This is a genomic window from Paraburkholderia tropica, from assembly GCF_900109265.1.
Classification (GTDB): domain Bacteria; phylum Pseudomonadota; class Gammaproteobacteria; order Burkholderiales; family Burkholderiaceae; genus Paraburkholderia; species Paraburkholderia tropica.
Genome location: NZ_FNZM01000001.1, coordinates 408,080 through 429,332, shown reverse-complemented (window position 1 = coordinate 429,332; position 21,253 = coordinate 408,080). Strand labels below are relative to the sequence as shown.

The window sequence follows — 21,253 nt, the reverse complement described above, 5'->3', positions numbered from 1 at the left end:
CGCCACACGCCACTTTCAATTCACTGGCATCGCCCGGCATTCACTGGAATAATGGGAGGCTTGCGGCGATTTGCATCGCTTTGTGGCAAATTGTGGCATTCGTCACAGCGTGTCGCACTTTGCCTCTCCGTGCGCTCCCTTCCAACGCCTCACCCGCGATCACTCTCGATGGCCAGTTTCGTCGTCCTGCTGGTTTTGCTCTCGGCGCTCATGCACGCGAGCTGGAATGCCTTCCTTCATCTCTCGAACGACCGCGTCTGGCTGCTCGGGATGTTCTCGGTGCCGTATGTGATCGTGAGCGCAATCGGGGTGTGCGTGCTGCCGCTGCCCGACGCCGCGAGCTGGCCCTATATTGCCGCGTCCGCCGTGCTCGAACTCGCGTACTGCTTCACGCTCGTGCGCGCGTATCGCAGCGGCGACTTCGGCCAGATTTACCCGATCGCGCGCGGACTCTCGCCCTTGCTGATTTCAGCGGGCGCGCTGGTGTTCGCGCACGAGGCACTGCACGCGGTGGCCGCGACGGGCGTGGTGCTGGTGTCGCTCGGCATCATGTCGCTGGCGTTCCGGCGCGGCATGCGCTTCTCGGGCGAAAGCGTGCCGTACGCACTGCTCACGGGCCTGTTCATCGCGGTCTATTCGATCGTCGACGGACTCGGCGCGCGCGCCGCCGGCAACGCGCTCAGCTACATCATGTGGGTGTATCTGCTCTGGAACGTGCCGCAGTTTCTGATCGTCTGCAAGCTCCGCGGCGGCGCGGCGCAGATGTTCACGTCGAAAGCCGCCGTCGCGCGCGGCATGCTCGCGGGCGTGCTCGCGCTCGTCGCGTACTGCTTCGTGATCGAGGCGTTCCGCTTCCTGCCGATCGCGATGGTCTCCGCGCTGCGCGAACTGTCGTCGATCTTCGCGGTGCTGATCGGCTGGCTCTTCATGAAGGAGCAGCTCACGGCGCGCCGCATGATCGCGTGCGCGCTCGTCACCTGCGGCGCGGTGCTGATCCGGCTCTGAACGCGCCTTCAACCCGCAAGGCGCCCGCGCGCCCGGCGCTCAGGCGAACGTCGGCAAGGTTGCGTCGATGGCTTCGGCGAGCGTGTCGAACGCGGGCGCGATGTCCTCGTCGGGCACGCACGCATAGCCGATCAGCAAGCCCGACGCCGCACGCTCGCGCGCCGAGTAATACCCCGACAAGGGCCGCACGACGATGTTGCGCGCGAGCGCGGCCTCGGCCACGGCGCGGTCGTCGCTGCCTTCGGGCAACTGCATGACGACGTGCAGCCCCGCATCGCCGCCCAACGCTGGCAGCGCGTCGCCGTAACGGCGCGTGGCGGCGTCGAGCAGCGCCTGGCGCCGCTGGCCGTAAAGCGCGCGCATCTTGCGGATATGCGACGTGAAATGCCCCTCGGCGATGAACTCCGCCAGCACGGCCTGCTGCAGCAACTGCCCTTCGCGATACAGCTCCGCGCTCGCGGTGGCGAAGCTTTCGGCGAGCGGTTCGGGCGCAACCAGATAGCCGACGCGCAAGCCCGGAAACAGCGTCTTGCCGAAGCTGCCCACGTAGATCACCTGACCCGCCGTATCGAGCCCTTGCAGCGATGCGAGCGGCCGGCTGCCGTAGCGGAATTCGCTGTCGTAATCGTCCTCGATGATCCAGCATTGATGCTGGCGCGCGTACTCGAGCAACATGCGGCGGCGCGCGAGGCTCATTACCATGCCGAGCGGATATTGATGCGACGGCGTGACAAGGATGAGCTTCGGCGGCGGCGCGGCGAAATCGGCGGCGGACGGGTTGAGACCCTCGCTGTCGACGGCGACCGGACGCGCCTTCAGCCCCGAGACGTGCAGCACGCTGCGCACGCCCCAGTAACAGGGGTCTTCGGTCCAGATGGTGTCGCCGGGATCGGACAGCAGCCGCACCGCGAGGTCGATCGACTGGTGGATGCCGGTCGTGATGATGATCTGCTCGGGCGAGCAGCGCACCGAACGCGAGGTGCGCAGATAGTCGGCGAGCACGTGACGCAGCAGCGCGAGACCGCCGCCCGGCGCGTAGGTCAGCAGATCGGGGCGCAGGCTGCGCCAGTATTTGTTGTGCAGACGCGTCCAGACGCGCGCGGGAAAGCGCGAGACGTCGGGGACGCCGGGCATGAACGCGCCGCCCTGGCGCTTCGAAACGCCCGCGCCCGCGATCAGGCGCGCGCCGCGCGTGGACAAGGCGCGCGCGGCGGGACGATGGAAAGGCGCGGTCGCGGGCAGGATGGGCGATGAGGTTTCGGGGGACGTTGCGGCGTGGGTTGCGACGTGGGTTGCGGAAATCGTCGCGGAGGCGAGCGGCGCGTGGCCCGAGCCAATCGAACCGCCTCGGCCTGCCGCACCCGCCGCACCCGCCGCACCCGCCGAACCTGCCGAACCTGCCGAACCCGCCGAACCTGCCGAACCCGCCGCGCCGCGATCCGCCAGCCGATCCGCCTCGCTCCCCGCTCCGGCCAACCCCGCCGCACGCCGCCCGTCGGGGCTGTTAGTTGCAATCCCGCCGCCAATCCGCGCGGCTCCTGACTGGGACGCATTTTTCCGCCCATCGACAGAGCCAATTTCCGCCGCGCCGACGATCTCGTCCGGGGACGTATCGGCGACGAAGGTGCCGCGTCCGGTCGCCGAGGTCACATAGCCTTCGAGCACCAATTGTTCGTAGACCTGCGTCACGGTATTGCGCGCGATCCCCAATTCCGCCGCCAGCAGCCGCGAGGACGGCACGCGCGCGCCCGCGGGCAGCTCGCGCGACAGGATCGCCTGCTGCAACAGCCGGTGCAACTGGCGATAGACGGGCTGTCCGCTGCCGCGCTCGATCCGCTGGGCCAGCCAGTCGGACAAGACACTCGCACGCATCGAAATTGGCTCCTATGAATTTATTTGAATGGCTCTGAAATTTAGAGCCAAACGTGAGTATAGTCGCGCCATGGACTGCTTGCCGGTCCACCAACCAATCCGAAAACCGAAGTTTGTGAAGGAGATGAACGTGAGCAAGAACGCCGATCTGCAGAGCCGCAAGGACGCCATCACGCCGCGCGGCGTGGGCGTCATGTGCAACTTCTACGCCGAGCGCGCTGAAAACGCGGAACTGTGGGACGTCGAAGGCCGCCGCGTCATCGACTTCGCCGCCGGCATCGCCGTGTGCAACACGGGCCACCGCCATCCGAAGATCGTCGCCGCCATCAAGGCGCAGCTCGACCGCTTCACGCACACCGCCTACCAGATCGTGCCGTACGAGTCGTACGTTTCGCTGGCCGAAAAGGTCGCCGCGCGCGCACCGGGCAGCTTCGCGAAGAAGGCCGCGTTCTTCACGACCGGCGCGGAAGCCGTCGAAAACGCCGTCAAGATCGCGCGCGCCTCGACCGGCCGTCCGGGCGTGATCGCCTTCGCGGGCGGTTTCCACGGCCGCACGATGATGGGCATGGCGCTCACCGGCAAGGTCGCGCCGTACAAGCTGAACTTCGGTCCGTTCCCGTCCGACGTCTACCACGCGCCGTACCCCAACGCGGTCCACGGCATCAGCACGGCCGACTCGCTCAAGCACATCGAGATGCTGTTCAAGGCCGACATCGATCCGAAGCGCGTCGCCGCGATCATCTTCGAACCGGTTCAGGGCGAAGGCGGCTTCTACCAGGCGCCGGCGGACTTCGTGCGCGGCCTGCGCAAGATCTGCGACACGCACGGCATCCTGCTGATCGCCGACGAAGTGCAAACGGGCTTCGCGCGCACCGGCAAGCTGTTCGCGATGGAACACTACGACGTCACGCCTGACCTCATGACGATCGCCAAGAGCCTGGCCGGCGGCATGCCGCTGTCGGGCGTGGTCGGCCGCGCGGAAGTCATGGACGCGGCAGCGCCCGGCGGCCTCGGCGGCACGTACGCGGGCAACCCGCTGGCCGTGGCGTCGGCGCACGCGGTGATCGAGATCATCGAAGAAGAAAAGCTCTGCGAGCGCGCCACGAAGCTCGGCGACAAGCTCAAGGCCAAGCTCAACGCGATGAAGGCGGAAGTGCCGCAAATCGCCGACGTGCGCGGCCCGGGCGCGATGAACGCCGTCGAATTCTGCAAGCCGGGCACGAGCGACGCCGACGCCGACTTCACGAAGCGCGTGCAGACCGCCGCGCTGAACCGCGGCCTGCTGCTGCTGGTTTGCGGCGTGTACTCGAACGTCGTGCGCTTCCTGTTCCCGCTGACGATCCAGGACAACGTGTTCGACGAAGCGCTCGCGATCCTCGAAGAGTCGATCAAGGAAGCCGTGGGCGTGCCGGCGTAAGCCCCGCACCTCGCACCTCGCGCCTCACATCGCAACACCGGCCCGCCGCGCGCGGGCCATCCCCTGACGGCACACCGGCGCTTGCCGCTGTGCCGTTCGTCGTTGTGCGCCGCGCGCATTCGTCGCGCGCGCGCCAGCCACGTCAACCCGAAACGAATCGAAGCCTGTCGGGAGTTCCAGAATGAACCTGAAAGACGCATCGCTGCTGAAGAATCTGGCCTATATCAACGGCGAATGGCAAGGCGCCGAAGACGGCTCCACGCTCGACGTGACCAACCCCGCCACCGGCGCGCTGATCGGCACGGTGCCGCGCATGGGCACCGCCGAAACGCGCCGCGCGATCGCCGCCGCGAACGCCGCGTGGCCGAAGTGGCGCGCGAAGACCGCGAAGGAGCGCAGCGTCATCCTGCGCAAGTGGCATGACCTGATGATGGAAAACGCCGACGATCTCGCGCTGATCCTCACGACCGAACAAGGCAAGCCGCTCGCCGAAGCGAAGGGCGAAATCGGCTACGCCGCTTCGTTCCTCGAATGGTTCGCGGAAGAAGGCAAGCGCATTTACGGCGATACGATCCCGACCGTCGCCAACGACAAGCGCCTCGTCGTGACGAAGGAAGCGATTGGCGTCTGCGCCGCGATCACGCCGTGGAATTTCCCCGCCGCGATGATCACGCGCAAGGTCGGCCCCGCGCTCGCCGCCGGCTGCCCGATCGTCCTCAAGCCCGCCGAAGCGACGCCGTTCTCGGCGCTCGCGCTGGCCGTGCTGGCCGAACGCGCGGGCGTGCCCGCGGGCATCTTCAGCGTCGTCACGGGCGACCCGAAGGCCATCGGCGGCGAACTGACGAGCAACCCGACCGTGCGCAAGCTGTCGTTCACGGGCTCGACGCCGGTCGGCCGCCTGCTGATGAGCCAGTGCGCCTCGACGGTCAAGAAGGTCTCGCTCGAACTCGGCGGCAACGCGCCGTTCATCGTGTTCGACGATGCCGACATCGACGCCGCCGTCGCGGGCGCGATCGCCTCGAAGTACCGCAACAGCGGCCAGACCTGCGTCTGCACGAACCGCTTCTACGTGCACGACGCCGTGTACGACACGTTCGCCGCGAAGCTCAAGGACGCGGTCGAAAAGCTCAAGGTCGGCCTCGGCACCGAGAACGGCGTGACGCAAGGCCCGCTGATCAACGAAGCGGCCGTGCTGAAGGTGGAATCGCATATCGAGGACGCGCTCGGCAAGGGCGCGCAGGTGCTGACGGGCGGCAAGCGCCACGCGCTCGGCCACGGCTTCTTCGAGCCGACCATCCTGACGGGCGTCACGCCCGCGATGAAGGTCGCGCGCGACGAAACCTTCGGCCCGCTCGCGCCGCTGTTCCGCTTCTCGTCGGACGAGGAAGTGATCAAGATGGCGAACGACACCGAGTTCGGCCTCGCCGCCTACTTCTACAGCCGTGACATCGGCCGCGTCTGGCGCGTGGCCGAAGCGCTCGAATACGGCATGGTCGGCATCAACACCGGCCTGATCTCGAACGAAGTCGCACCGTTCGGCGGCGTGAAGCAATCGGGCCTCGGCCGCGAAGGCTCGCACTACGGCGTGGACGATTACGTCGTCATCAAGTATCTGTGCATGGCGGGCATGTAATCCGCCTGCGCGTCGCGTCGACACCGCTCGACGCGACGCTCCCGCCGATGTAAAAAACGCCGGCGCATCGCGATCACTCGCGGTGCGCCGGCGTTGTCTTTTGCGAAGCCGGACGATGCGCGCGCTTATTCGGACGCGCCCACCGGCGTCACCTGCGTCGCGTACGCGGACACGAACACGGCGTGCACCATGTCGCCCACTTTCAGGCTCTTGAGATCGATATCCGACGGCGCTTCGAGCGTGACCGTCTGATACGCGCCGCGCAGCGTCACCTCACGCTTCTTCACATTGATGTGCTGCACCGTCGCCCGCACCTCGACCTGGCGCGCGGCGTCGTATCCCGACGAAGCGGGCAGATAGACGTTGGTATCCACGCGCTTGCGGATGCCCTTGTCGCTGCCGGTCACCTTATTCGCCGTCACGAGCAGCGCGTTCTTGTAGAGCACGTCGACGGTATCGCCCACGTTCAGTTGATCGAAATTGCCGACCTGCGGGCTGAGCGCGATATCCACGTCGTTGCCGCGCGGACCGCGCAGCGTGACCACGCGCGCGGCACGGTCGATCCCGACGATCTTCGCCTTCAGATGCACCGGCGGCACATTGGCGATGATCGCCTGCGCCGCGCCCGCCAGCGCCGTTTGTCCGCCCGCCTGATCGGGCTGCGCGGGTTGCTCGTTTTGCGCCCACGCCGCCTGGCCGGCGGCCACGCCCATCACCATTGCTGCTGCCAAAGTCGCTGCCTTCATCATCCGCGGTCTCCTTGAAAGACGGGGTTTGAATCACGATGCAACGGGAATGCGATCTATCCGCGACCAACTTACGACCGGCGATCTCGCGCCGATGTGGAGGCAATTTTACGCGCGGCTTTCTGAACGAGCGTCGTAACTGTCCGCGTCCGGTATCAGGGTATTCGTGTTGGATGCAGGACTACGACCGGCAAGCGCCAGGAATTGGACTTCGCGCAAATCAGCGGACAATCGGGACGAAAAAAAACCGCGAACCCGAAGGTTCGCGGTTTGGCGCAATTGGTGCGGCGCGGCTTGTTTTAAAACATCGCCGCGTGAAGCCGCCGGCTTAGATGCGCTCGATGGCGATGGCGATGCCCTGCCCGACGCCGATACACATCGTGCACAGCGCGAAACGGCCATTGGTGCGATGCAGCTGATACATCGCCGTGGTCACGAGGCGCGCACCGCTCATGCCAAGCGGATGGCCCAGCGCGATTGCGCCGCCGTTCGGGTTGACGCGCGCGTCGTCGTCGGCCACGCCGAGCATGCGCAGCACCGCGAGGCCTTGCGAAGCGAACGCTTCATTGAGCTCGATCACGTCGAACTGATCGATCGTCATGTTCAGACGCGCGAGCAGCTTTTGCGTGGCCGGTGCCGGGCCGATGCCCATTACGCGCGGCGCGACGCCCGCGGTGGCGATGCCGAGCACGCGTGCGCGCGGCGTGAGGCCGAAGCGCCTGGCGTTTTCTTCGTTCGCGAGCAGCAGCGCGCAGGCGCCGTCGTTCACGCCCGAGGCGTTGCCGGCCGTGACCGAGCCGTCCTGGCCCACGACGCCCTTGAGCTTCGCGAGCGCTTCGAGCGTGGTTTCACGCGGATGCTCGTCGCGCGACACCACGAGCGGATCGCCCTTCTTCTGCGCGATCGAGACCGAGACGATTTCCTGCGCGAGCGTGCCGTCGGCGATGGCGCGCGCGGCCTTCAACTGGCTGCGCAGCGCGAAGGCGTCTTGATCGGCGCGGCTGATGTTGTAGTCGACCGCGACGTTTTCAGCCGTTTCCGGCATCGAGTCGACGCCGTATTGCTGCTTCATCAGCTTGTTGACGAAGCGCCAGCCGATGGTCGTGTCGTAGATGGCGGCGTCGCGCGCGAACGCGGTCGCGGCCTTGCCCATGACGAACGGCGCGCGGCTCATGCTTTCCACGCCGCCCGCGATCATCAGGCCCGCTTCGCCCGACTTGAGCGCGCGCGCGGCGATGCCGACGGCGTCCATGCCCGAACCACAGAGACGATTGACGGTCGAGCCCGGCACGGCCTGCGGCAGGCCCGCCAGCAGCGACGACATACGCGCGACGTTGCGGTTGTCCTCGCCGGCCTGGTTCGCGCAGCCGTAGATCACGTCGTCGATCGCGGCCCAGTCCACTTCCTTGTTGCGCTCCATGAGCGCCTTGAGGGGCACGGCGCCGAGGTCGTCGGCACGAACCGGGGAAAGCGCGCCCGCATAGCGGCCGATCGGCGTGCGAATCGCGTCGCAGATGAAAGCTTCCGTCATTGAAGTCTCCTGTCGATCCCGGCGCGAGCGTGGCGGCTCGACCCGAATCTCATGTCAAGCTGATTGAGATAGACGGACTGCGCGGGCGAAAAGGAGGGATCGAACGCGCACGTCCTCGTGCGTGATGTTCGATATGCGAACTCATGGTCGATAATCGAACATTTGGCGCCCATGATAGGCGTCGCGGCGCGCGGGTGTCAAGCGCGCATCCGGTCCATAAAGCGCAGACAAAACGGCAACGGCCGCACAGATCAAAGAACTGTGCGGCCGTTGCGGGAAGTGCCTGCGCGCCGGACGGGGCGCGCGCGATGACGCTTAGCGCGACATCATGTTCATGCTGACGTTATGCATGACCCAGATCGTGCCGAAGATCAGGAACGCAGCGGCCAGCACAGTATAGGCGAGCGACAACACGTTCCAGCCCTGCCCCGACGAGTTCAGATGCAGGAAGAACACGAGGTGGACGACGACCTGCACGAAGGCCAGCACGGCGATTGCGATCAGGGCGGTGCTGGCGTCCAGCGAACCGTGCAGCACGATGCCGAACGCGCCGGCGGTCAGCAGCACCGAGAGAATGAAGCCGGTTGCATAGCTGCTGAGGCTGCCATGGGCTTCTGCTTGAGGATGAGCCATTTAGAGCACGCTCCCGAGGTAGACAAAAGAAAACACGCAGATCCAGACCACGTCCAGAAAGTGCCAGAAGAGGCTGAGGCACGTGAGACGGCGGATCGCCTGATCGTCGAGTTGCGGACGGCGCATCACCTGCACCATCAACACGACCATCCAGACGAGGCCGAAGAACACGTGCAGACCGTGCGTGCTCACCAGCGCGAAGAACGACGAGAGGAACGCGCTGCGTTGCGGACCCGCGCCTTCGGCGATCAGGTGCGAGAACTCGTTGAGTTCGAGCCCGAGGAACGCCAGGCCGAGCACGAAGGTCACCGCCAGCCAGCCGAGCACCGCGCCGCTCTTGCGGCGGTGCGCGGCCAGCATCGCGAAACCGTAGGTGATGCTCGACAGCAGCAGTGCCGCCGTTTCGACCGCGACATCGCCGATCTTGAACAGGTCCTTGCCCGTGGGGCCGCCCGCAAACTGATGGCCGAGCACGCCGAACGTGGCGAACAGCGACGCGAACAGAATGCAGTCGGTCATCAGGTACACCCAGAAGCCGAACACCGAGTTCGAAGGCGGATGATCGTCGTGATCGAGATCGGCGAGCGTTGCCGTATGAGTTTTCTGTAACATTGTTTAAGCCTCCAGCGCTTCCATTTCGCGCTCGGCGGCAACCGCCGCGCGATGGCGCTTCTCTTCGATCTCGCGGACCTTGGCGGCCGGAATGTAGTAGCCGTCGTGCTTGCCGAAGCTATGCACCGCAACCGTCACGACGATGGCGACGAGCGCGAGCACGGCGAGCCACGTGATGTGCCAGATGCCCGCGAAGCCCAGCACCAGACTGAACATGCCGATCAGGAAACCCGACGCCGTGTTCGACGGCATATGGATGTCCTGGTACTTCGCCGCGAGACCGAGGCCACGACCCGTTTCCTTCATGTGCGTGAAGGCGTCGATGTCATGCACCTGCGGGATGACCGCGAAGTTGTAGACCGGCGGCGGCGACGAAATCGACCATTCGAGCGTGCGCGCGCCCCACGGATCGCCATCGACGTCCTGGCATTCCGCCTTGTTGCGGTTCACGAACGCCATCACCCATTGCAGCACCTGGAACACCACGCCCAGCGCGATGATCGCCACGCCGACGGCCGCCACGATGAACAGCGGATGCCATGCCGGATTGTCGTAGTGGTTCAGACGGCGCGTGGCGCCCATGAAGCCGAGCACGTACAGCGGCACGAAGGCCACGTAGAAACCCACGAACCAGCACCAGAACGACGCCTTGCCGAGCTTCTCGTTGGGCTTGATGCCGAACACCTTCGGGAACCAGTAGTGCAGGCCCGCGAGGTAGCCGAACACCACGCCGCCGATGATGGCGTTGTGGAAGTGAGCCACGAGGAACAGCGAGTTGTGCAGCACGAAGTCCGCGCCCGGGATGGCCATCATCACGCCGGTCATGCCGCCGATCGAGAAGGTGACCATGAAGCCGATGGTCCACAGCACGGGTGCGGTGAATTCGATGCGGCCGCGATACATCGTGAACAGCCAGTTGAAGATCTTCACGCCCGTTGGGATCGCGATGATCATGGTCATGATGCCGAAGAACGCGTTGACGTCGGCGCCCGAGCCCATCGTGAAGAAGTGGTGCGCCCACACGAGGAACGCGAGAATCATGATGACGCACGAGGCGTAGACCATCGTCTTGTAGCCGAACAGCGGCTTCTTCGAGAACGTGGCCATGACTTCCGAATAGATACCGAACGCGGGCAGCACGAGGATGTACACCTCGGGGTGGCCCCACGCCCAGATCAGGTTCAGATACACCATCGGGTTGCCGCCGCCGTCATTCGTGAAGAAGTGCGTGCCGACGTAGCGGTCGAGGCCGAGCAGCGCGAGCGCGATCGTGAGGATCGGGAACGTTGCCATGATCAGCACGTTCGAGCACAGCGCGGTCCACGTGAACACCGGCATCTTCATCAGGCTCATGCCCGGCGCGCGCATCTTGATGATCGTGACGAAGAAGTTGATCGCCGTGATCAGCGTGCCGACGCCCGAGAGCTGCAACGCCCAGATGTAATAGTCGACCCCGACGCCTGGACTGTATTGCAACTCAGACAGCGGCGGATACGCGAGCCAGCCCACCTGCGCGAACTCGCCGATCACGAGCGACAGGTTCATGAGGATCGCGGCGATCGCCGTCATCCAGAACGACAGCGAGTTCAGGAACGGGAACGCCACGTCGCGCGCGCCGATCTGCAGCGGCACCACGATGTTGAACAGCCCGACCATGAGCGCCATCGCCATGAAGAAGATCATGATGACGCCGTGCGCCGTGAAGATCTGGTCGTAATGGTGCGGCGGCAGATAGCCCGGCGCATCGAACGCCAGCGCCTGCTGGATACGCATCATGACCGCGTCGGCGAAGCCGCGCACGAGCATGAGCACGGCGACGATCATGTACATCACGCCGATGCGCTTGTGGTCCACGCTCGTGAACCACTCGTTCCACAGATACTTCCACTTGCCCGTCACGGTGACGAGGCCGAACACCGCGAGCACGATCAGCGCCATGAACGCGGCCGCGCCCATGATGATCGGCTGATCGAATGGAATCGCCTCTAATGTAAGTTTGCCGAACATGCCTGCTTACCCCTTGGTCGCGCACGACGGGTCACTGAAATTCGTGACGTGGCCGTTGTTGTACTTCGCGATGATGTTGTTGAAGAGCTTCGGGTCGACCGTCGAGAAGTACGCCACCGGCGCCTTTTCCTGCGGCTGCGCGACGCTCGCGTACTGGTCCATCGTGAGGTCGGCGCGCGACGCCTTGACCTTCTGGACCCACGCGTCGAAGTCCTGCTGGCTCGTGGCGATCGTGCGGAACTTCATGTCGGAGAAGCCCCGGCCGCTATAGTTGGACGAGATGCCCGCGTAGTCGCCCGCATGGTCGGCGATCAGGTGCAGGCGCGTTTGCATGCCCGCCATCGCGTAGACCTGGGTGCCCAGTTGCGGGATGAAGAACGAGTTCATCACCGAATCCGACGTGATGCGGAAGTTCACCGGCGTACCCACCGGCACGGCGAGCTGGTTGACCGACGCGATGCCGAGGTCCGGGTAGATGAACAGCCATTTCCAGTCGAGCGCGACGACTTCGACGTTGATGGGCTTCGTGTTCGACTCGAGCGGCTTGTAGGGGTCGAGCTCGTGCGTGGTCTTCCACGTGAGGATGGCGAGGAACAGGATGATGATGGCCGGAATGGTCCAGACCACCACTTCGATCGCGGTGGAGTGCGCCCACTTGGGTGCGTAGGTGGCGTCGCGGTTCGACGCTCGATAGCGCCAGGCGAAGTAGAGCGTCAGCAGGATGACGGGCACCACGACGAGCAGCATGGCCCATGTTGCCGTGGCGATGAGTTCTTTTTCGGCCACGCCCACGCTGCCCTTGGGATCGAGCAGAACCATGTTGCCGCTACATCCCGCGAGGGAGACGAGCAGCCCGCTGCCGAGGGGGATTAACCACCTTTTGAAGGCCTTTCTCTTCATAATTGCCTGATTTTCCGTTGAACCACTTTCGACGCTTCACACATTCGCTTCGCGATAAAACCGCTATGCAAAATGCACCCGTATCGTATTTGGCGAAATTCTACGGAAAGGAACTATTCGAAAATTTGATCCTCGCCAAGGTTTATCAAATGCGACAAATCTCGCCCGGCCAGGCGCGACGGAAAGACGCAAATATCTTTCAATTTGCTTTCTTGCCTTGAAGGCGGCGCGGGCGCGGGGCTGCGCCCGCCTGCCTGGGCGCAAAGACGGCGCTCGACGCCATCCAGGCAATCACCCGACGCGAGCCGGATGCCCACCCGGCGCGGCCTGAATGCGACCCATTCGGTTCGCCCTGAATTCGGAAAAAACGCCCGATTACCGGCGTCGATTTAATTAGCCGAGTTAATCACGCCGGCAATTCATTTATCCGATAAAAACTTCGCAATATCGCGCGGAGAAAATATCGTCAATGTGCTTATTCGGCTCAAAAATTGAGCTAAATCAAATCTACGGATAAAATGCGTGGACGTGCCGCATGCTCGCGTCAAGCCGCCGCAGCTTTTCCCTATGTCTGTTGGCGAAACAATGCGCTTGCGCTATCGTGATGGGTTACCCACGCGCCGCCTCCCGCCCTTGATCCGACGCCACGACGCCATGACTTCCGCCACCAGCGCCTCGCCCGACCGTTCCGACGAGCAGCCGGACACGCCCGAAAAGCCGGGCGACTCCTACGTGCAGTCGTTCGCGCGCGGACTCTCCGTGATCCGGGCGTTCAACGCCGCGCACCCCGAGCAGACGCTCACCGACGTCGCCGCCGCCACCGGCCTCACGCGCGCGGGCGCGCGCCGCATCCTGCTCACGCTGCAGACGCTCGGCTACGTCGAGGCCGAAGGCCGGCTGTTCCGGCTCACGCCCAAGATTCTCGACCTCGGCTTCGCGTACCTCACTTCGATGCCGTTCTGGAATCTGGCCGAGCCGGTCATGGAAGAACTCTCGGCCACGGTCCACGAAAGCTGCTCGGCGGCGGTGCTCGACCGCACCGAAATCGTCTACGTGCTGCGCGTGCCCACGCACAAGATCATGACGATCAACCTCTCGATCGGCAGCCGCCTGCCCGCCTATTGCACGTCGATGGGCCGCGTGCTGCTGGCCGCGCTCGACGACGACGCGCTCGACGCCACGCTCGGCGCCTCGCCGCTCTATGCGCACACGCCGCGCACCGTCACCGACAAGGACGAGCTCAAGAAGATCATCGCGCAGGTGCGCGCGCAGGGCTGGGCGATCGTCGATCAGGAACTGGAAGGCGGGCTGATTTCGATTTCCGCGCCGATCCGCAACCGCCAGGGCCGCGTGATCGCCGCGATGAACATCAGTGGCAACGCCCAGCGCACGAGCGCGAAGCAGATGGTCAAGACCTTCCTCGATCCGCTTCAGCAAGCCGCGCAGCGCGTCTCCGGCATGGTTTCGCGGCGCACCTGAATCGCCACGGCGGCGCCGCTTCGACTTCAACGCGCTTCGGCGTCAAGCCGCCTCGACCTCAACCCGCGTCGGCGAACGCCTGCACGAGCCAGTCGGCGAACGCGCGCACGCGCAGCGCCAGTTGCCGACTTTGCGGATACAGCACCGACACCGGCATCGGCGGCGGCGGCTGATCCGCCAGCACGACGCACAGCTCGCCGTTGGCCAGTTGCTCGCGCACGCGATAGCGCGGCACCTGCACGAGCCCCAGTCCCGCGACCGCGCCCGCCGTGTACAACTCCGCGCCGTTCACCGCCACCGGTCCGGGCAGCGTGATGTTGCGCACGCCGTCGGGCAACGCGAATTCGAGCGGATGCGCGCGCCCCGAGGCCGGCGAGAGATAGTTGACGGCCTGATGGCCGTCGAGCAGCGCATCGATCGACGCCGGATCGCCGTGACGTTCCAGATACGCGGGACTCGCGCACGTCACCTGTTCGAGCAGCGCCACGCGCCGCGCGACCATCGACGAATCGGCCAGCTCGCCCGCACGCAGCACACAGTCGATGCCCTCGCGCACCAGATCCACGAAATGATCGCCCGAGCCGATGAACAGCTCCACGCGCGGATAACGCGCGAGAAACTGCCCGAGACGCGGCATCACGAAGTAGCGCGCGAGCGTCTCCTGCATGTTCACGCGCAGACGGCCTTGCGGGTCGGTCTCGCGGAACGCTTCCTCGGTTTCCTCTAGGTCGGCGAGCAGGCGCGTGCAGCGTTGATAGTAGGCGTCGCCGTCGTGCGTGGGCTTCACGTGGCGCGTGGTGCGTTCGAGCAGACGCACGCCGAGACGGGTCTCGAGGCGCTTGATCGAATTGGTGACGGTGGCGCGCGGCAGGTTCAGATCCTCGGCCGCCTGCGTGAAGCTGCGGCGGTCGACGATGCGCGTAAAGATCTGCATCTCCTGGAAACGGTCCAAGGGCGTTCTCGTTGGGGTTTGCGCTTGATTCGCGGGGTCGCCTGCATCTTCTCACGCCATTCTGGGGCGGCCAAAAATAACGCGCACCGCAACGCACGCCACCCGCCGTTCAAGGCCCGCACGATGCCGCGCTAGTCGAGCGCTAGTCCAGCGCCACCCGCTGCACGGCGCGCACGAAGGCGGCGCCCGCCTCGTCGAGACGGCCCGAGTTGTCGATGCGCGTGAGCGACGCGCTCTCGGGCACGTCGAACGGCGCGCGCCGCGCCAGCCGCGCGGCGACCTGCTCGGGCGTCTCTCTCGCGCGCGAAGCGAGGCGCGCGGCGAGCACGTGCGGCGCGGCCTCCACATGCACGAGCGTCATGCGCGGATAACGCGCGAGCGCCTCGGCCACGTAGGCACGCGAGCCGTTCAGGACCACCGTGCAGCCGAGCGCCAGCCACTGGTCGATTTCCACGCCGATGCCGTAACGCAGCGCATGGCTGCGCCATTGCAGCGCGAACAGGCCGCGCTTCGAACGCGATTCGAATTCGGCATCGGTCAGCGCGATGTGGTTCTCGGGCCCGCCGTCCTCGCGCGTGATGTAGCGATGCGCGAACACCACGCCTTCGCTCGCGAGACGCGCGCGCGCATAGCCGAGCAGCGTGTCCTTGCCCGCGCCCGACGGGCCCATCACATAGATCAGGCGTGTGGCCGCGAGTGGTGTCGTCGGAATGGTCATGCGCGTCCTCCCGGCGCGAAGGCCGCGCGCCGCCACAACGCGAACGGCGCGCCCGGTCGCGGCTCCACATAAAGCGCCACGCCATGCACGGGCAGCGCGCCCGCGTCACGCATCCGCGCGTTCCAGGCCTGCGTGAGTTGCGTGCGCGTGTCGCTGTCGTCGAGCGAATCGGGAAGCGAATCGGAGAGCGTCATGTGAAAGCGGAATTCGTCGAACACATACGGATAGCCCCAGTGCTCGACGTACTCGCGCTGACGTTGCGTAAGCGGCGCGTCGAGCCGTTTCGCGAGTTCGGCGGCCGTCTGCGTGGCGCGTAACGGAGCGAGCGTGCGCAGCGCGTCGGCGGCGAGTTCGCGCAAGGCGTCCGCGCCGCGTTCGTCGGCGGCGCGCAGCGCGACGAAGCGGCCCAGCGTGGCCGCTTCCGCCGCCACCTCGAACGCCGCGCGCCGGGCGGCCCACGCCTGCACCGCGGCGCACAGCGCTTCGGGCGTCACGCCCGCGGCCAGACGAAACGGCGGCACCAGCGTCCCGTGCCAGCCGTAGCGGCGCGGCGCGGCAGTGAGCGCATCGAGCGGCCTCGCCAGTCCGTCGATCAGCGGCGGCGTCAGCGTCTCGCCGCTTTCCGGATCGCGTCCGAGCCACGCACAGCCCGCGCGCCACCAGGCCGATTCGCGCGGCGGCGCGTAATAGAGCGCGAAACGCGTGGACCCGGTCCAGCTTTCCTCCGCGAGCGTCGCGGCCCGCAACGCCTGGAGCGAACTCATAGGTCGTGCTCCACCATCAGTTGCACGCGATCGGCCGCGAAGTGCGTGATGCCGTATTTGATCGGCGTGCCGTCGAGATCGACGTCGACGTTTTCCACCCACAGCACCGGCTGCTGGCGATTGATGTTCAGCCGCCGCGCCACTTCCGGCTCGGGCAGCACGCTGCCGATACGGCTCCACTTGCGCAGATAGTCGGTCACGCCGAATTCGGCGAGCGCCTTCGAGGTGCTGTCCACGCGCTCCATGACGGCGGGCAGATCGGCGAAACGCGCGGCCGGATACCAGCTGCGCGCGTAGGTGAGCGGCACGCCGTCCGACTCGTGCAGCGTTTCCAGCCGATAGACCAGCGCGCCCGCACGCAGCCCGAGCGCCTTCGCCGCCGTGGGATCGGCTTTCACGCGCGACGAGGCGAGCAGCCGCCCCACCGCCGAATGCTGATGACGCTGCAGATTCTCCGTAAAGCGCGTGCGCTTGCCGATGCTGTAGTCGATCGCGCCGGGCTGCACGAAGGTGCCGCGCCCCTGCTCGACGCTCACGAGCCCGAGCGCCGCGAGGCCCAGCATCGCGCGCCGCACCGTGTGGCGATTCACGTCGAAACGCCGCGCCAGTTCGCCTTCGCTCGGCAGGCGGCCGTCCTCTCCGAAACCCTTCGCCGCGATCTCCGCCGCGAGAATCTGCTCGATCTGCCGCCACACCGCCACGCCCGCGCCGCGTTCGAGCGTGCTGTGCGCCGCCTCGTCGTTCGATGTCATGGTGCTGTCATTCCTCTGGTTTCCAATACCGTTTTGCGCATTGTAGTGCGCAAGGCGTGATGGAAATATGAAAACGCCCCGTACGCCGGATCGGGTCGACTGTACGACCAAACGTCTAGACGTTTAGATGAATAGATGCTCAAATGTCTAGCCTCGATCCGGCAAGAAAGTGGCGCCAGATTTCCCGCAGTCGCAGTGATTCGCGCAGTCATCCGTCGTGGTCTGAAATGATCCTCCCGTTCTCGACACAGGAACTCCGATGAACGCATCTTCCGCCCCGCCCTCCGCCGCCGGCTCCCCCGCCCGGCGCGCCTGGATGGCGGTGCTCGCGCGCACCTCGCGCGCCGAGCTCGAAACGGCGCTCGCCCGCGCCCTCGGCGGCGCTCCGGCGCCTGCCTACGACTGGCTGCGGCCGCCCCAGACAGGTCTCGCGATGGTGCGTGGACGTGTCGGCGGCACCGGCAATGCCTTCAATCTCGGCGAGGCCACGGTCACGCGCGCCACGCTGCGGCTGCGGGCGCATGACGGCGAGGCGGCCACGATCGGCGTCGCCTGCCATCTGGGCCGCGACAAGCGCCGCGCCGAACTGGCCGCGCTCGCCGACGCGCTCCTGCAACAGCCCGCTCGCCACGCGCAACTCCATGCCGAGTTGATCGCGCCGCTCGCGCAACGCCTCGCGGCGCAGCGCGCCGAGCGCCGCGACGAAGCGGCCAGCACCAAGGTCGAGTTCTTCACGATGGTTCGAGGCGACGCATGAACGACGCTCTGACACACACGCACTCCCACGCGATGCTGGAAGCGCTCGCGCCCGGTTTCGCCGATCCGGTCCACGACACGCAAACGGTGTTCCGCACGCTGCTCGACGCGCTCGCGCGTCCCGGCACGATTGGCGTGATCGACACGCCGCTGCCCGCCGCCGCTTCCGCGATATCGGCGCAATCGACGCAATCGACGCAATCGCAGCCGCAACCGCACGACCGCGCGGGCCTCGCCGCCTTCGCGGCCCTGCTCACGCTCGCCGATTACGCCACGCCGGTCTGGCTCGCGCAGCCGGACGCCGCGCTCGCCGCCGCGCTGCGCTTTCACGCCGACGCGCCGCTCGCCGACACGGCGCGCGAAGCCGCGTTCGCCTACGTGCACGACGCCGCCGCACTGCCGCCGCTCGACGCGTTCGCGAGCGGCACGCCCGAGTCGCCGGAGCAATCGGCCACCGTGTTCGTGCGCGTCGACTCGCTGACCGAAGGCGCGCCGCTCACGCTGCGCGGCCCCGGCATCGCATCGACGCACACCATCGCGCCCGCCGGACTGCCCGCGCGTTTCTGGCAGGAACGCGCCGCGCTCGCGTCGCGCTTTCCGTGCGGCATCGACTTCTATTTCGTCTGCGACAACCGCCTCATGGGCCTGCCGCGCACGACCCGCGTGGAGGTGAACTGATGTACGTCGCCGTCAAAGGAGGAGAGCGCGCGATCGAAGCATCATGGCGTCTGCTCGACAAGGCACGCCGTGGCGACACGACCGTGCCCGAGTTGAGCGTCGCGCAGATCCGCGAACAGATGCGCCTCGCCGTGGCGCGCGTGATGGCCGAAGGCTCGGTCTACGACGAGGAACTCGCCGCGCTCGCGATCAAGCAGGCCGCGGGCGATCTCGTCGAAGCGATCTTCCTGCTGCGTGCGTATCGCACGACGCTGCCGCGTTTCGGCTATACGCTGCCGGTGGAAACGGAAAACATGGCGGTGGCGCGCCGCATTTCCGCGACCTTCAAGGACGTGCCCGGCGGCCAGGTGCTGGGCGCGACTTACGATTACACGCAGCGTCTGCTTGACTTCGCGCTGCTCGCGGAAGACGATAATAATACGGATACCGAATCAATTTCGCCAGCACAGCCACAGCAGGAATCGGAGCCGATGCCGCGCGTCGTCACGCTGCTCGACAAGGAAGGGCTGATCGAACAGGAAACGGCCTCGCCCGACGCCGCCGAACCCGGCGATCTGTCGCGCGAACCGCTGTCGTTTCCCGCCGACCGCTCGGTGCGTCTGCAAAACCTCGCGCGCGGCGACGAAGGCTTTCTGCTCGCGATGGGCTACGCCACGCAGCGCGGCTACGCACATTCGCATCCGTTTGCGGGCGAGATCCGCTTCGGTTCGGTGGCCGTGGAAATGGTGCTCGACGAACTGGGCGAAGCGGTCGAGATCGGCGAAATCGATTTGACCGAGTGCCAGATGATCAACCAGTTCGCAGGCAGCAAGGACGTGCCGCCCGCCTTCACGCAAGGTTACGGCCTCACGTTCGGCCACGCGGAACGCAAGGCGATGGCGATGGCGCTGGTCGATCGCGCGCTGCGTGCGGAAGAACTCGGCGAGACGCTCGCCTCGCCCACCCAGGACATCGAATTCATGCTCTCGCACAGCGACAACGTGGAGGCCTCGGGTTTCGTGCAGCATCTGAAACTGCCGCATTACGTGGATTTCCAGTCCGAACTCGAACTCGTGCGCCGCCTGCGCGCGCAGCACGAAGGAGAAGCCGCATGAACGCTCCCGATACGTTCGACACGGCGCTCGCCTCGCACGAAACCCAGGCCGCCGACGGCTACAACTTCGCCTATCTCGACGAGCAGACCAAGCGCATGATCCGCCGCGCGCTGCTCAAAGCGGTGGCGGTGCCCGGCTACCAGGTGCCGTTCGCCTCGCGCGAAATGCCGCTGCCGTATGGCTGGGGCACGGGCGGCATTCAGGTGACGGCGGCGATCATCGGCGCGAACGACACGCTCAAGGTCATCGACCAGGGTTCCGACGATACGACCAACGCCGTGAACATCCGCCGCTTTTTCGCGCGCACGACGGGCGTGGCCACCACGCGCCGCACGCGCGAAGCGACCATCGTGCAGACGCGCCACCGCATTCCCGAAACGCCGCTCACCGAGAAGCAGATTCTCGTCTATCAGGTGCCGATGCCTGAGCCGCTGTACCGCCTGGAGCCGCGCGTGGCCGAGTGCAAGAAGCTGCACGCGCTCGCCGATTACGGACTCATCAGCGTGAAGCTCTACGAGGACATCGTGCAGCACGGCAGCATCGCGACCACCTACGACTATCCCGTGATGGTGAACGGCCGCTATCTGACCTCGCCTTCGCCGATCCCGAAGTTCGACAATCCGAAGCTGCACATGAATGCCGCGCTGCAATTGTTCGGCGCGGGCCGCGAGCGCCGCATCTACGCGATTCCGCCTTATACGCCGGTGAAATCGCTCGATTTCGACGATCACCCGTTCGAGGTGCAGCGCTGGGAGCACGCGTGCGCGCTGTGCGGCTCGCGCGAAAGTTTTCTCGATGAAATGATCGTCGACGATGCGGGCAAGCGCATGTTCGTCTGCTCGGACAGCGACTATTGCCACGATCGACGCGAACATCAGGATGCCGAATCGTCTTCACTGGACGAGAAAGCGGTTCAACCGGGAGAACACGCATGACGCCGCTTCTCAGCGCCCGCCGGCTCACGAAACAGTTCGGCGGCAAGAACGGCTGCCGCGACGTGAGCTTCGACCTGTATCCCGGCGAGGTGCTCTGCATCGTCGGCGAATCGGGCTCGGGAAAAACGACGCTGCTCAACACGCTCGCGCTGCGCACGGCCGCCGATTCCGGCGCGCTGAACTACCTGAACGTGAACGGCGAGACGCTCGATCTGCGAACGCTCTCCGAGCCGCGGCGCCGTCTGCTCGCGCGCACCGAATGGGGCTTCGTGCAGCAGAATCCGCGCGACGGACTGCGCGCGGGCGTTTCGGCGGGCGCCAATATCGGCGAGCCGCTGATGGCCGTGGGCGCGCGTCATTACGGACAGATCCGCCATACCGCGCAGCAATGGATGTCGCGCGTCGAACTCGACGCCACGCGCATCGACGAACTACCGTCGGCGTTTTCGGGCGGCATGCAGCAGCGTCTGCAGATCGCGCGCAATCTCGTTACCGGTCCGCGCCTCGTGTTCATGGACGAGCCCACCGCGGGCCTCGACGTCTCCGTGCAGGCGCGCCTGCTCGACCTGCTGCGCACGCTCACGACCACGCTGCATCTTTCGGTGCTGATCGTCACGCACGACATCGGCGTGGCGCGTTTGCTCGCGCATCGTCTGATGGTGATGCAAGGCGGCACGGTGGTGGAATCGGGCCTGACCGATCAGGTGCTCGACGACCCGCAGCATCCCTATACGCAGACGCTGGTGGCCTCGGTGCTGCCGGTCTAGGA

General features: G+C 65.9%; 20 protein-coding genes. 9 read left to right on the top strand and 11 right to left on the bottom strand.

The genetic code is table 11. The annotated features are described in order from the left end of the window. Positions 1-168: 168 nt before the first annotated feature. Entirely contained in the window at positions 169-1,005 is an 837-nt protein-coding gene (locus tag BMY06_RS01900) for an EamA family transporter (RefSeq protein WP_074981272.1), read from the top strand. A 39-nt stretch (positions 1,006-1,044) separates the two neighbouring features. On the opposite strand, the gene pdxR is transcribed toward BMY06_RS01900, so the two are convergent. Further along, entirely contained in the window at positions 1,045-2,877 is a 1,833-nt protein-coding gene (pdxR, locus tag BMY06_RS40050) for a MocR-like pyridoxine biosynthesis transcription factor PdxR (RefSeq protein ID WP_080180823.1), read from the bottom strand. Between the two features lie 124 nt (positions 2,878-3,001). On the opposite strand from pdxR, the gene gabT reads away from it, so the two are divergent. Together gabT and gabD are read left to right on the top strand one after the other, a co-directional pair. After that, positions 3,002-4,294 (top strand): 4-aminobutyrate--2-oxoglutarate transaminase, encoded by a 1,293-nt coding sequence (gene gabT, locus BMY06_RS01885; protein WP_065057639.1) that lies wholly within the window; start codon positions 3,002-3,004, stop codon positions 4,292-4,294. A 181-nt stretch (positions 4,295-4,475) separates the two neighbouring features. Continuing rightward, entirely contained in the window at positions 4,476-5,927 is a 1,452-nt protein-coding gene (gabD, locus tag BMY06_RS01880; RefSeq protein WP_074981270.1) for an NADP-dependent succinate-semialdehyde dehydrogenase, read from the top strand. Between the two features lie 125 nt (positions 5,928-6,052). Here gabD and BMY06_RS01875 read toward each other — a convergent pair whose 3' ends face one another. The 6 genes from BMY06_RS01875 to cyoA form a co-directional block, all read right to left on the bottom strand. Beyond that, positions 6,053-6,673 carry a hypothetical protein gene (locus BMY06_RS01875; RefSeq protein ID WP_074981394.1) on the bottom strand — a complete coding sequence of 207 codons (621 nt, stop codon included), beginning with the start codon at positions 6,671-6,673 and terminating at the stop codon, positions 6,053-6,055. Between the two features lie 328 nt (positions 6,674-7,001). Next, on the bottom strand, positions 7,002-8,204 hold the full coding sequence (gene pcaF / locus BMY06_RS01870) for a 3-oxoadipyl-CoA thiolase (RefSeq protein WP_065057637.1): 1,203 nt from the start codon (positions 8,202-8,204) through the stop codon (positions 7,002-7,004). 315 nt (positions 8,205-8,519) lie between these two features. Then, complete coding sequence (gene cyoD / locus BMY06_RS01865) at positions 8,520-8,837, bottom strand: cytochrome o ubiquinol oxidase subunit IV (RefSeq protein ID WP_065057636.1); 318 nt, start codon at positions 8,835-8,837, stop codon at positions 8,520-8,522. Continuing rightward, the gene (gene cyoC, locus BMY06_RS01860; RefSeq protein ID WP_065057635.1) at positions 8,838-9,449 is read right to left on the bottom strand and encodes a cytochrome o ubiquinol oxidase subunit III; all 612 of its coding nucleotides are present in this window, start codon (positions 9,447-9,449) and stop codon (positions 8,838-8,840) included. Positions 9,450-9,452: 3 nt separating this feature from the next. Beyond that, the gene (gene cyoB / locus BMY06_RS01855) at positions 9,453-11,456 is read right to left on the bottom strand and encodes a cytochrome o ubiquinol oxidase subunit I (RefSeq protein ID WP_065057634.1); all 2,004 of its coding nucleotides are present in this window, start codon (positions 11,454-11,456) and stop codon (positions 9,453-9,455) included. A gap of 6 nt (positions 11,457-11,462) precedes the next feature. After that, the gene (gene cyoA, locus BMY06_RS01850; RefSeq protein ID WP_065057633.1) at positions 11,463-12,356 is read right to left on the bottom strand and encodes a ubiquinol oxidase subunit II; all 894 of its coding nucleotides are present in this window, start codon (positions 12,354-12,356) and stop codon (positions 11,463-11,465) included. Positions 12,357-13,010: 654 nt separating this feature from the next. Here cyoA and BMY06_RS01845 point away from each other — a divergent pair. After that, positions 13,011-13,835, top strand: a complete 825-nt coding sequence (locus tag BMY06_RS01845) for an IclR family transcriptional regulator (RefSeq protein ID WP_074981269.1) — start codon at positions 13,011-13,013, stop codon at positions 13,833-13,835. A gap of 58 nt (positions 13,836-13,893) precedes the next feature. On the opposite strand, the gene BMY06_RS01840 is transcribed toward BMY06_RS01845, so the two are convergent. The 4 genes from BMY06_RS01840 to phnF all read right to left on the bottom strand — a co-directional run bounded on the left by BMY06_RS01840 (position 13,894) and on the right by phnF (position 17,021). Beyond that, entirely contained in the window at positions 13,894-14,787 is an 894-nt protein-coding gene (locus BMY06_RS01840) for a LysR family transcriptional regulator (RefSeq protein WP_065057632.1), read from the bottom strand. 142 nt (positions 14,788-14,929) lie between these two features. Beyond that, the gene (gene phnN, locus BMY06_RS01835; RefSeq protein WP_074981267.1) at positions 14,930-15,505 is read right to left on the bottom strand and encodes a phosphonate metabolism protein/1,5-bisphosphokinase (PRPP-forming) PhnN; all 576 of its coding nucleotides are present in this window, start codon (positions 15,503-15,505) and stop codon (positions 14,930-14,932) included. Continuing rightward, positions 15,502-16,269: a DUF1045 domain-containing protein gene (locus tag BMY06_RS01830; RefSeq protein WP_074981265.1), complete on the bottom strand. Its 768-nt coding sequence runs from the start codon at positions 16,267-16,269 to the stop codon at positions 15,502-15,504. The genes phnN and BMY06_RS01830 overlap by 4 nt, the downstream gene beginning before the upstream one ends. Next, the gene (gene phnF / locus BMY06_RS01825) at positions 16,266-17,021 is read right to left on the bottom strand and encodes a phosphonate metabolism transcriptional regulator PhnF (protein ID WP_065057629.1); all 756 of its coding nucleotides are present in this window, start codon (positions 17,019-17,021) and stop codon (positions 16,266-16,268) included. The genes BMY06_RS01830 and phnF overlap by 4 nt, the downstream gene beginning before the upstream one ends. A 259-nt stretch (positions 17,022-17,280) precedes the next feature. On the opposite strand from phnF, the gene phnG reads away from it, so the two are divergent. The 5 genes from phnG to phnK are packed head-to-tail and all read left to right on the top strand — an operon-like array spanning position 17,281 to position 21,251. Beyond that, positions 17,281-17,778: a phosphonate C-P lyase system protein PhnG gene (gene phnG / locus BMY06_RS01820; RefSeq protein WP_074981263.1), complete on the top strand. Its 498-nt coding sequence runs from the start codon at positions 17,281-17,283 to the stop codon at positions 17,776-17,778. Further along, on the top strand, positions 17,775-18,455 hold the full coding sequence (gene phnH / locus BMY06_RS01815; RefSeq protein WP_244144338.1) for a phosphonate C-P lyase system protein PhnH: 681 nt from the start codon (positions 17,775-17,777) through the stop codon (positions 18,453-18,455). Before phnG ends, phnH begins: the two co-directional genes overlap by 4 nt. Beyond that, on the top strand, positions 18,455-19,549 hold the full coding sequence (locus BMY06_RS01810) for a carbon-phosphorus lyase complex subunit (RefSeq protein ID WP_074981260.1): 1,095 nt from the start codon (positions 18,455-18,457) through the stop codon (positions 19,547-19,549). Before phnH ends, BMY06_RS01810 begins: the two co-directional genes overlap by 1 nt. Continuing rightward, positions 19,546-20,484: an alpha-D-ribose 1-methylphosphonate 5-phosphate C-P-lyase PhnJ gene (locus tag BMY06_RS01805; protein WP_074981258.1), complete on the top strand. Its 939-nt coding sequence runs from the start codon at positions 19,546-19,548 to the stop codon at positions 20,482-20,484. Before BMY06_RS01810 ends, BMY06_RS01805 begins: the two co-directional genes overlap by 4 nt. Then, positions 20,481-21,251, top strand: coding sequence for a phosphonate C-P lyase system protein PhnK (gene phnK / locus BMY06_RS01800; protein ID WP_074981256.1), 771 nt, complete (start codon positions 20,481-20,483; stop codon positions 21,249-21,251). Before BMY06_RS01805 ends, phnK begins: the two co-directional genes overlap by 4 nt. The last annotated feature ends 2 nt before the right edge of the window (positions 21,252-21,253 follow it).

Excerpts from the sequence above, each read along its gene's own strand:
- BMY06_RS01900 (WP_074981272.1), top strand. The coding sequence starts at position 169 with ATGGCCAGTTTCGTCGTCCTGCTGGTTTTGCTCTCGGCGCTCATGCAC.
- pdxR (WP_080180823.1), bottom strand. The coding sequence starts at position 2,877 with ATGCGTGCGAGTGTCTTGTCCGACTGGCTGGCCCAGCGGATCGAGCGC.
- gabT (WP_065057639.1), top strand. The coding sequence starts at position 3,002 with ATGAACGTGAGCAAGAACGCCGATCTGCAGAGCCGCAAGGACGCCATC.
- gabD (WP_074981270.1), top strand. The coding sequence starts at position 4,476 with ATGAACCTGAAAGACGCATCGCTGCTGAAGAATCTGGCCTATATCAAC.
- BMY06_RS01875 (WP_074981394.1), bottom strand. The coding sequence starts at position 6,673 with ATGAAGGCAGCGACTTTGGCAGCAGCAATGGTGATGGGCGTGGCCGCC.
- pcaF (WP_065057637.1), bottom strand. The coding sequence starts at position 8,204 with ATGACGGAAGCTTTCATCTGCGACGCGATTCGCACGCCGATCGGCCGC.
- cyoD (WP_065057636.1), bottom strand. The coding sequence starts at position 8,837 with ATGGCTCATCCTCAAGCAGAAGCCCATGGCAGCCTCAGCAGCTATGCA.
- cyoC (WP_065057635.1), bottom strand. The coding sequence starts at position 9,449 with ATGTTACAGAAAACTCATACGGCAACGCTCGCCGATCTCGATCACGAC.
- cyoB (WP_065057634.1), bottom strand. The coding sequence starts at position 11,456 with ATGTTCGGCAAACTTACATTAGAGGCGATTCCATTCGATCAGCCGATC.
- cyoA (WP_065057633.1), bottom strand. The coding sequence starts at position 12,356 with ATGAAGAGAAAGGCCTTCAAAAGGTGGTTAATCCCCCTCGGCAGCGGG.
- BMY06_RS01845 (WP_074981269.1), top strand. The coding sequence starts at position 13,011 with ATGACTTCCGCCACCAGCGCCTCGCCCGACCGTTCCGACGAGCAGCCG.
- phnN (WP_074981267.1), bottom strand. The coding sequence starts at position 15,505 with ATGACCATTCCGACGACACCACTCGCGGCCACACGCCTGATCTATGTG.
- BMY06_RS01830 (WP_074981265.1), bottom strand. The coding sequence starts at position 16,269 with ATGAGTTCGCTCCAGGCGTTGCGGGCCGCGACGCTCGCGGAGGAAAGC.
- phnF (WP_065057629.1), bottom strand. The coding sequence starts at position 17,021 with ATGACATCGAACGACGAGGCGGCGCACAGCACGCTCGAACGCGGCGCG.
- phnG (WP_074981263.1), top strand. The coding sequence starts at position 17,281 with ATGAACGCATCTTCCGCCCCGCCCTCCGCCGCCGGCTCCCCCGCCCGG.
- phnH (WP_244144338.1), top strand. The coding sequence starts at position 17,775 with ATGAACGACGCTCTGACACACACGCACTCCCACGCGATGCTGGAAGCG.
- BMY06_RS01810 (WP_074981260.1), top strand. The coding sequence starts at position 18,455 with ATGTACGTCGCCGTCAAAGGAGGAGAGCGCGCGATCGAAGCATCATGG.
- BMY06_RS01805 (WP_074981258.1), top strand. The coding sequence starts at position 19,546 with ATGAACGCTCCCGATACGTTCGACACGGCGCTCGCCTCGCACGAAACC.
- phnK (WP_074981256.1), top strand. The coding sequence starts at position 20,481 with ATGACGCCGCTTCTCAGCGCCCGCCGGCTCACGAAACAGTTCGGCGGC.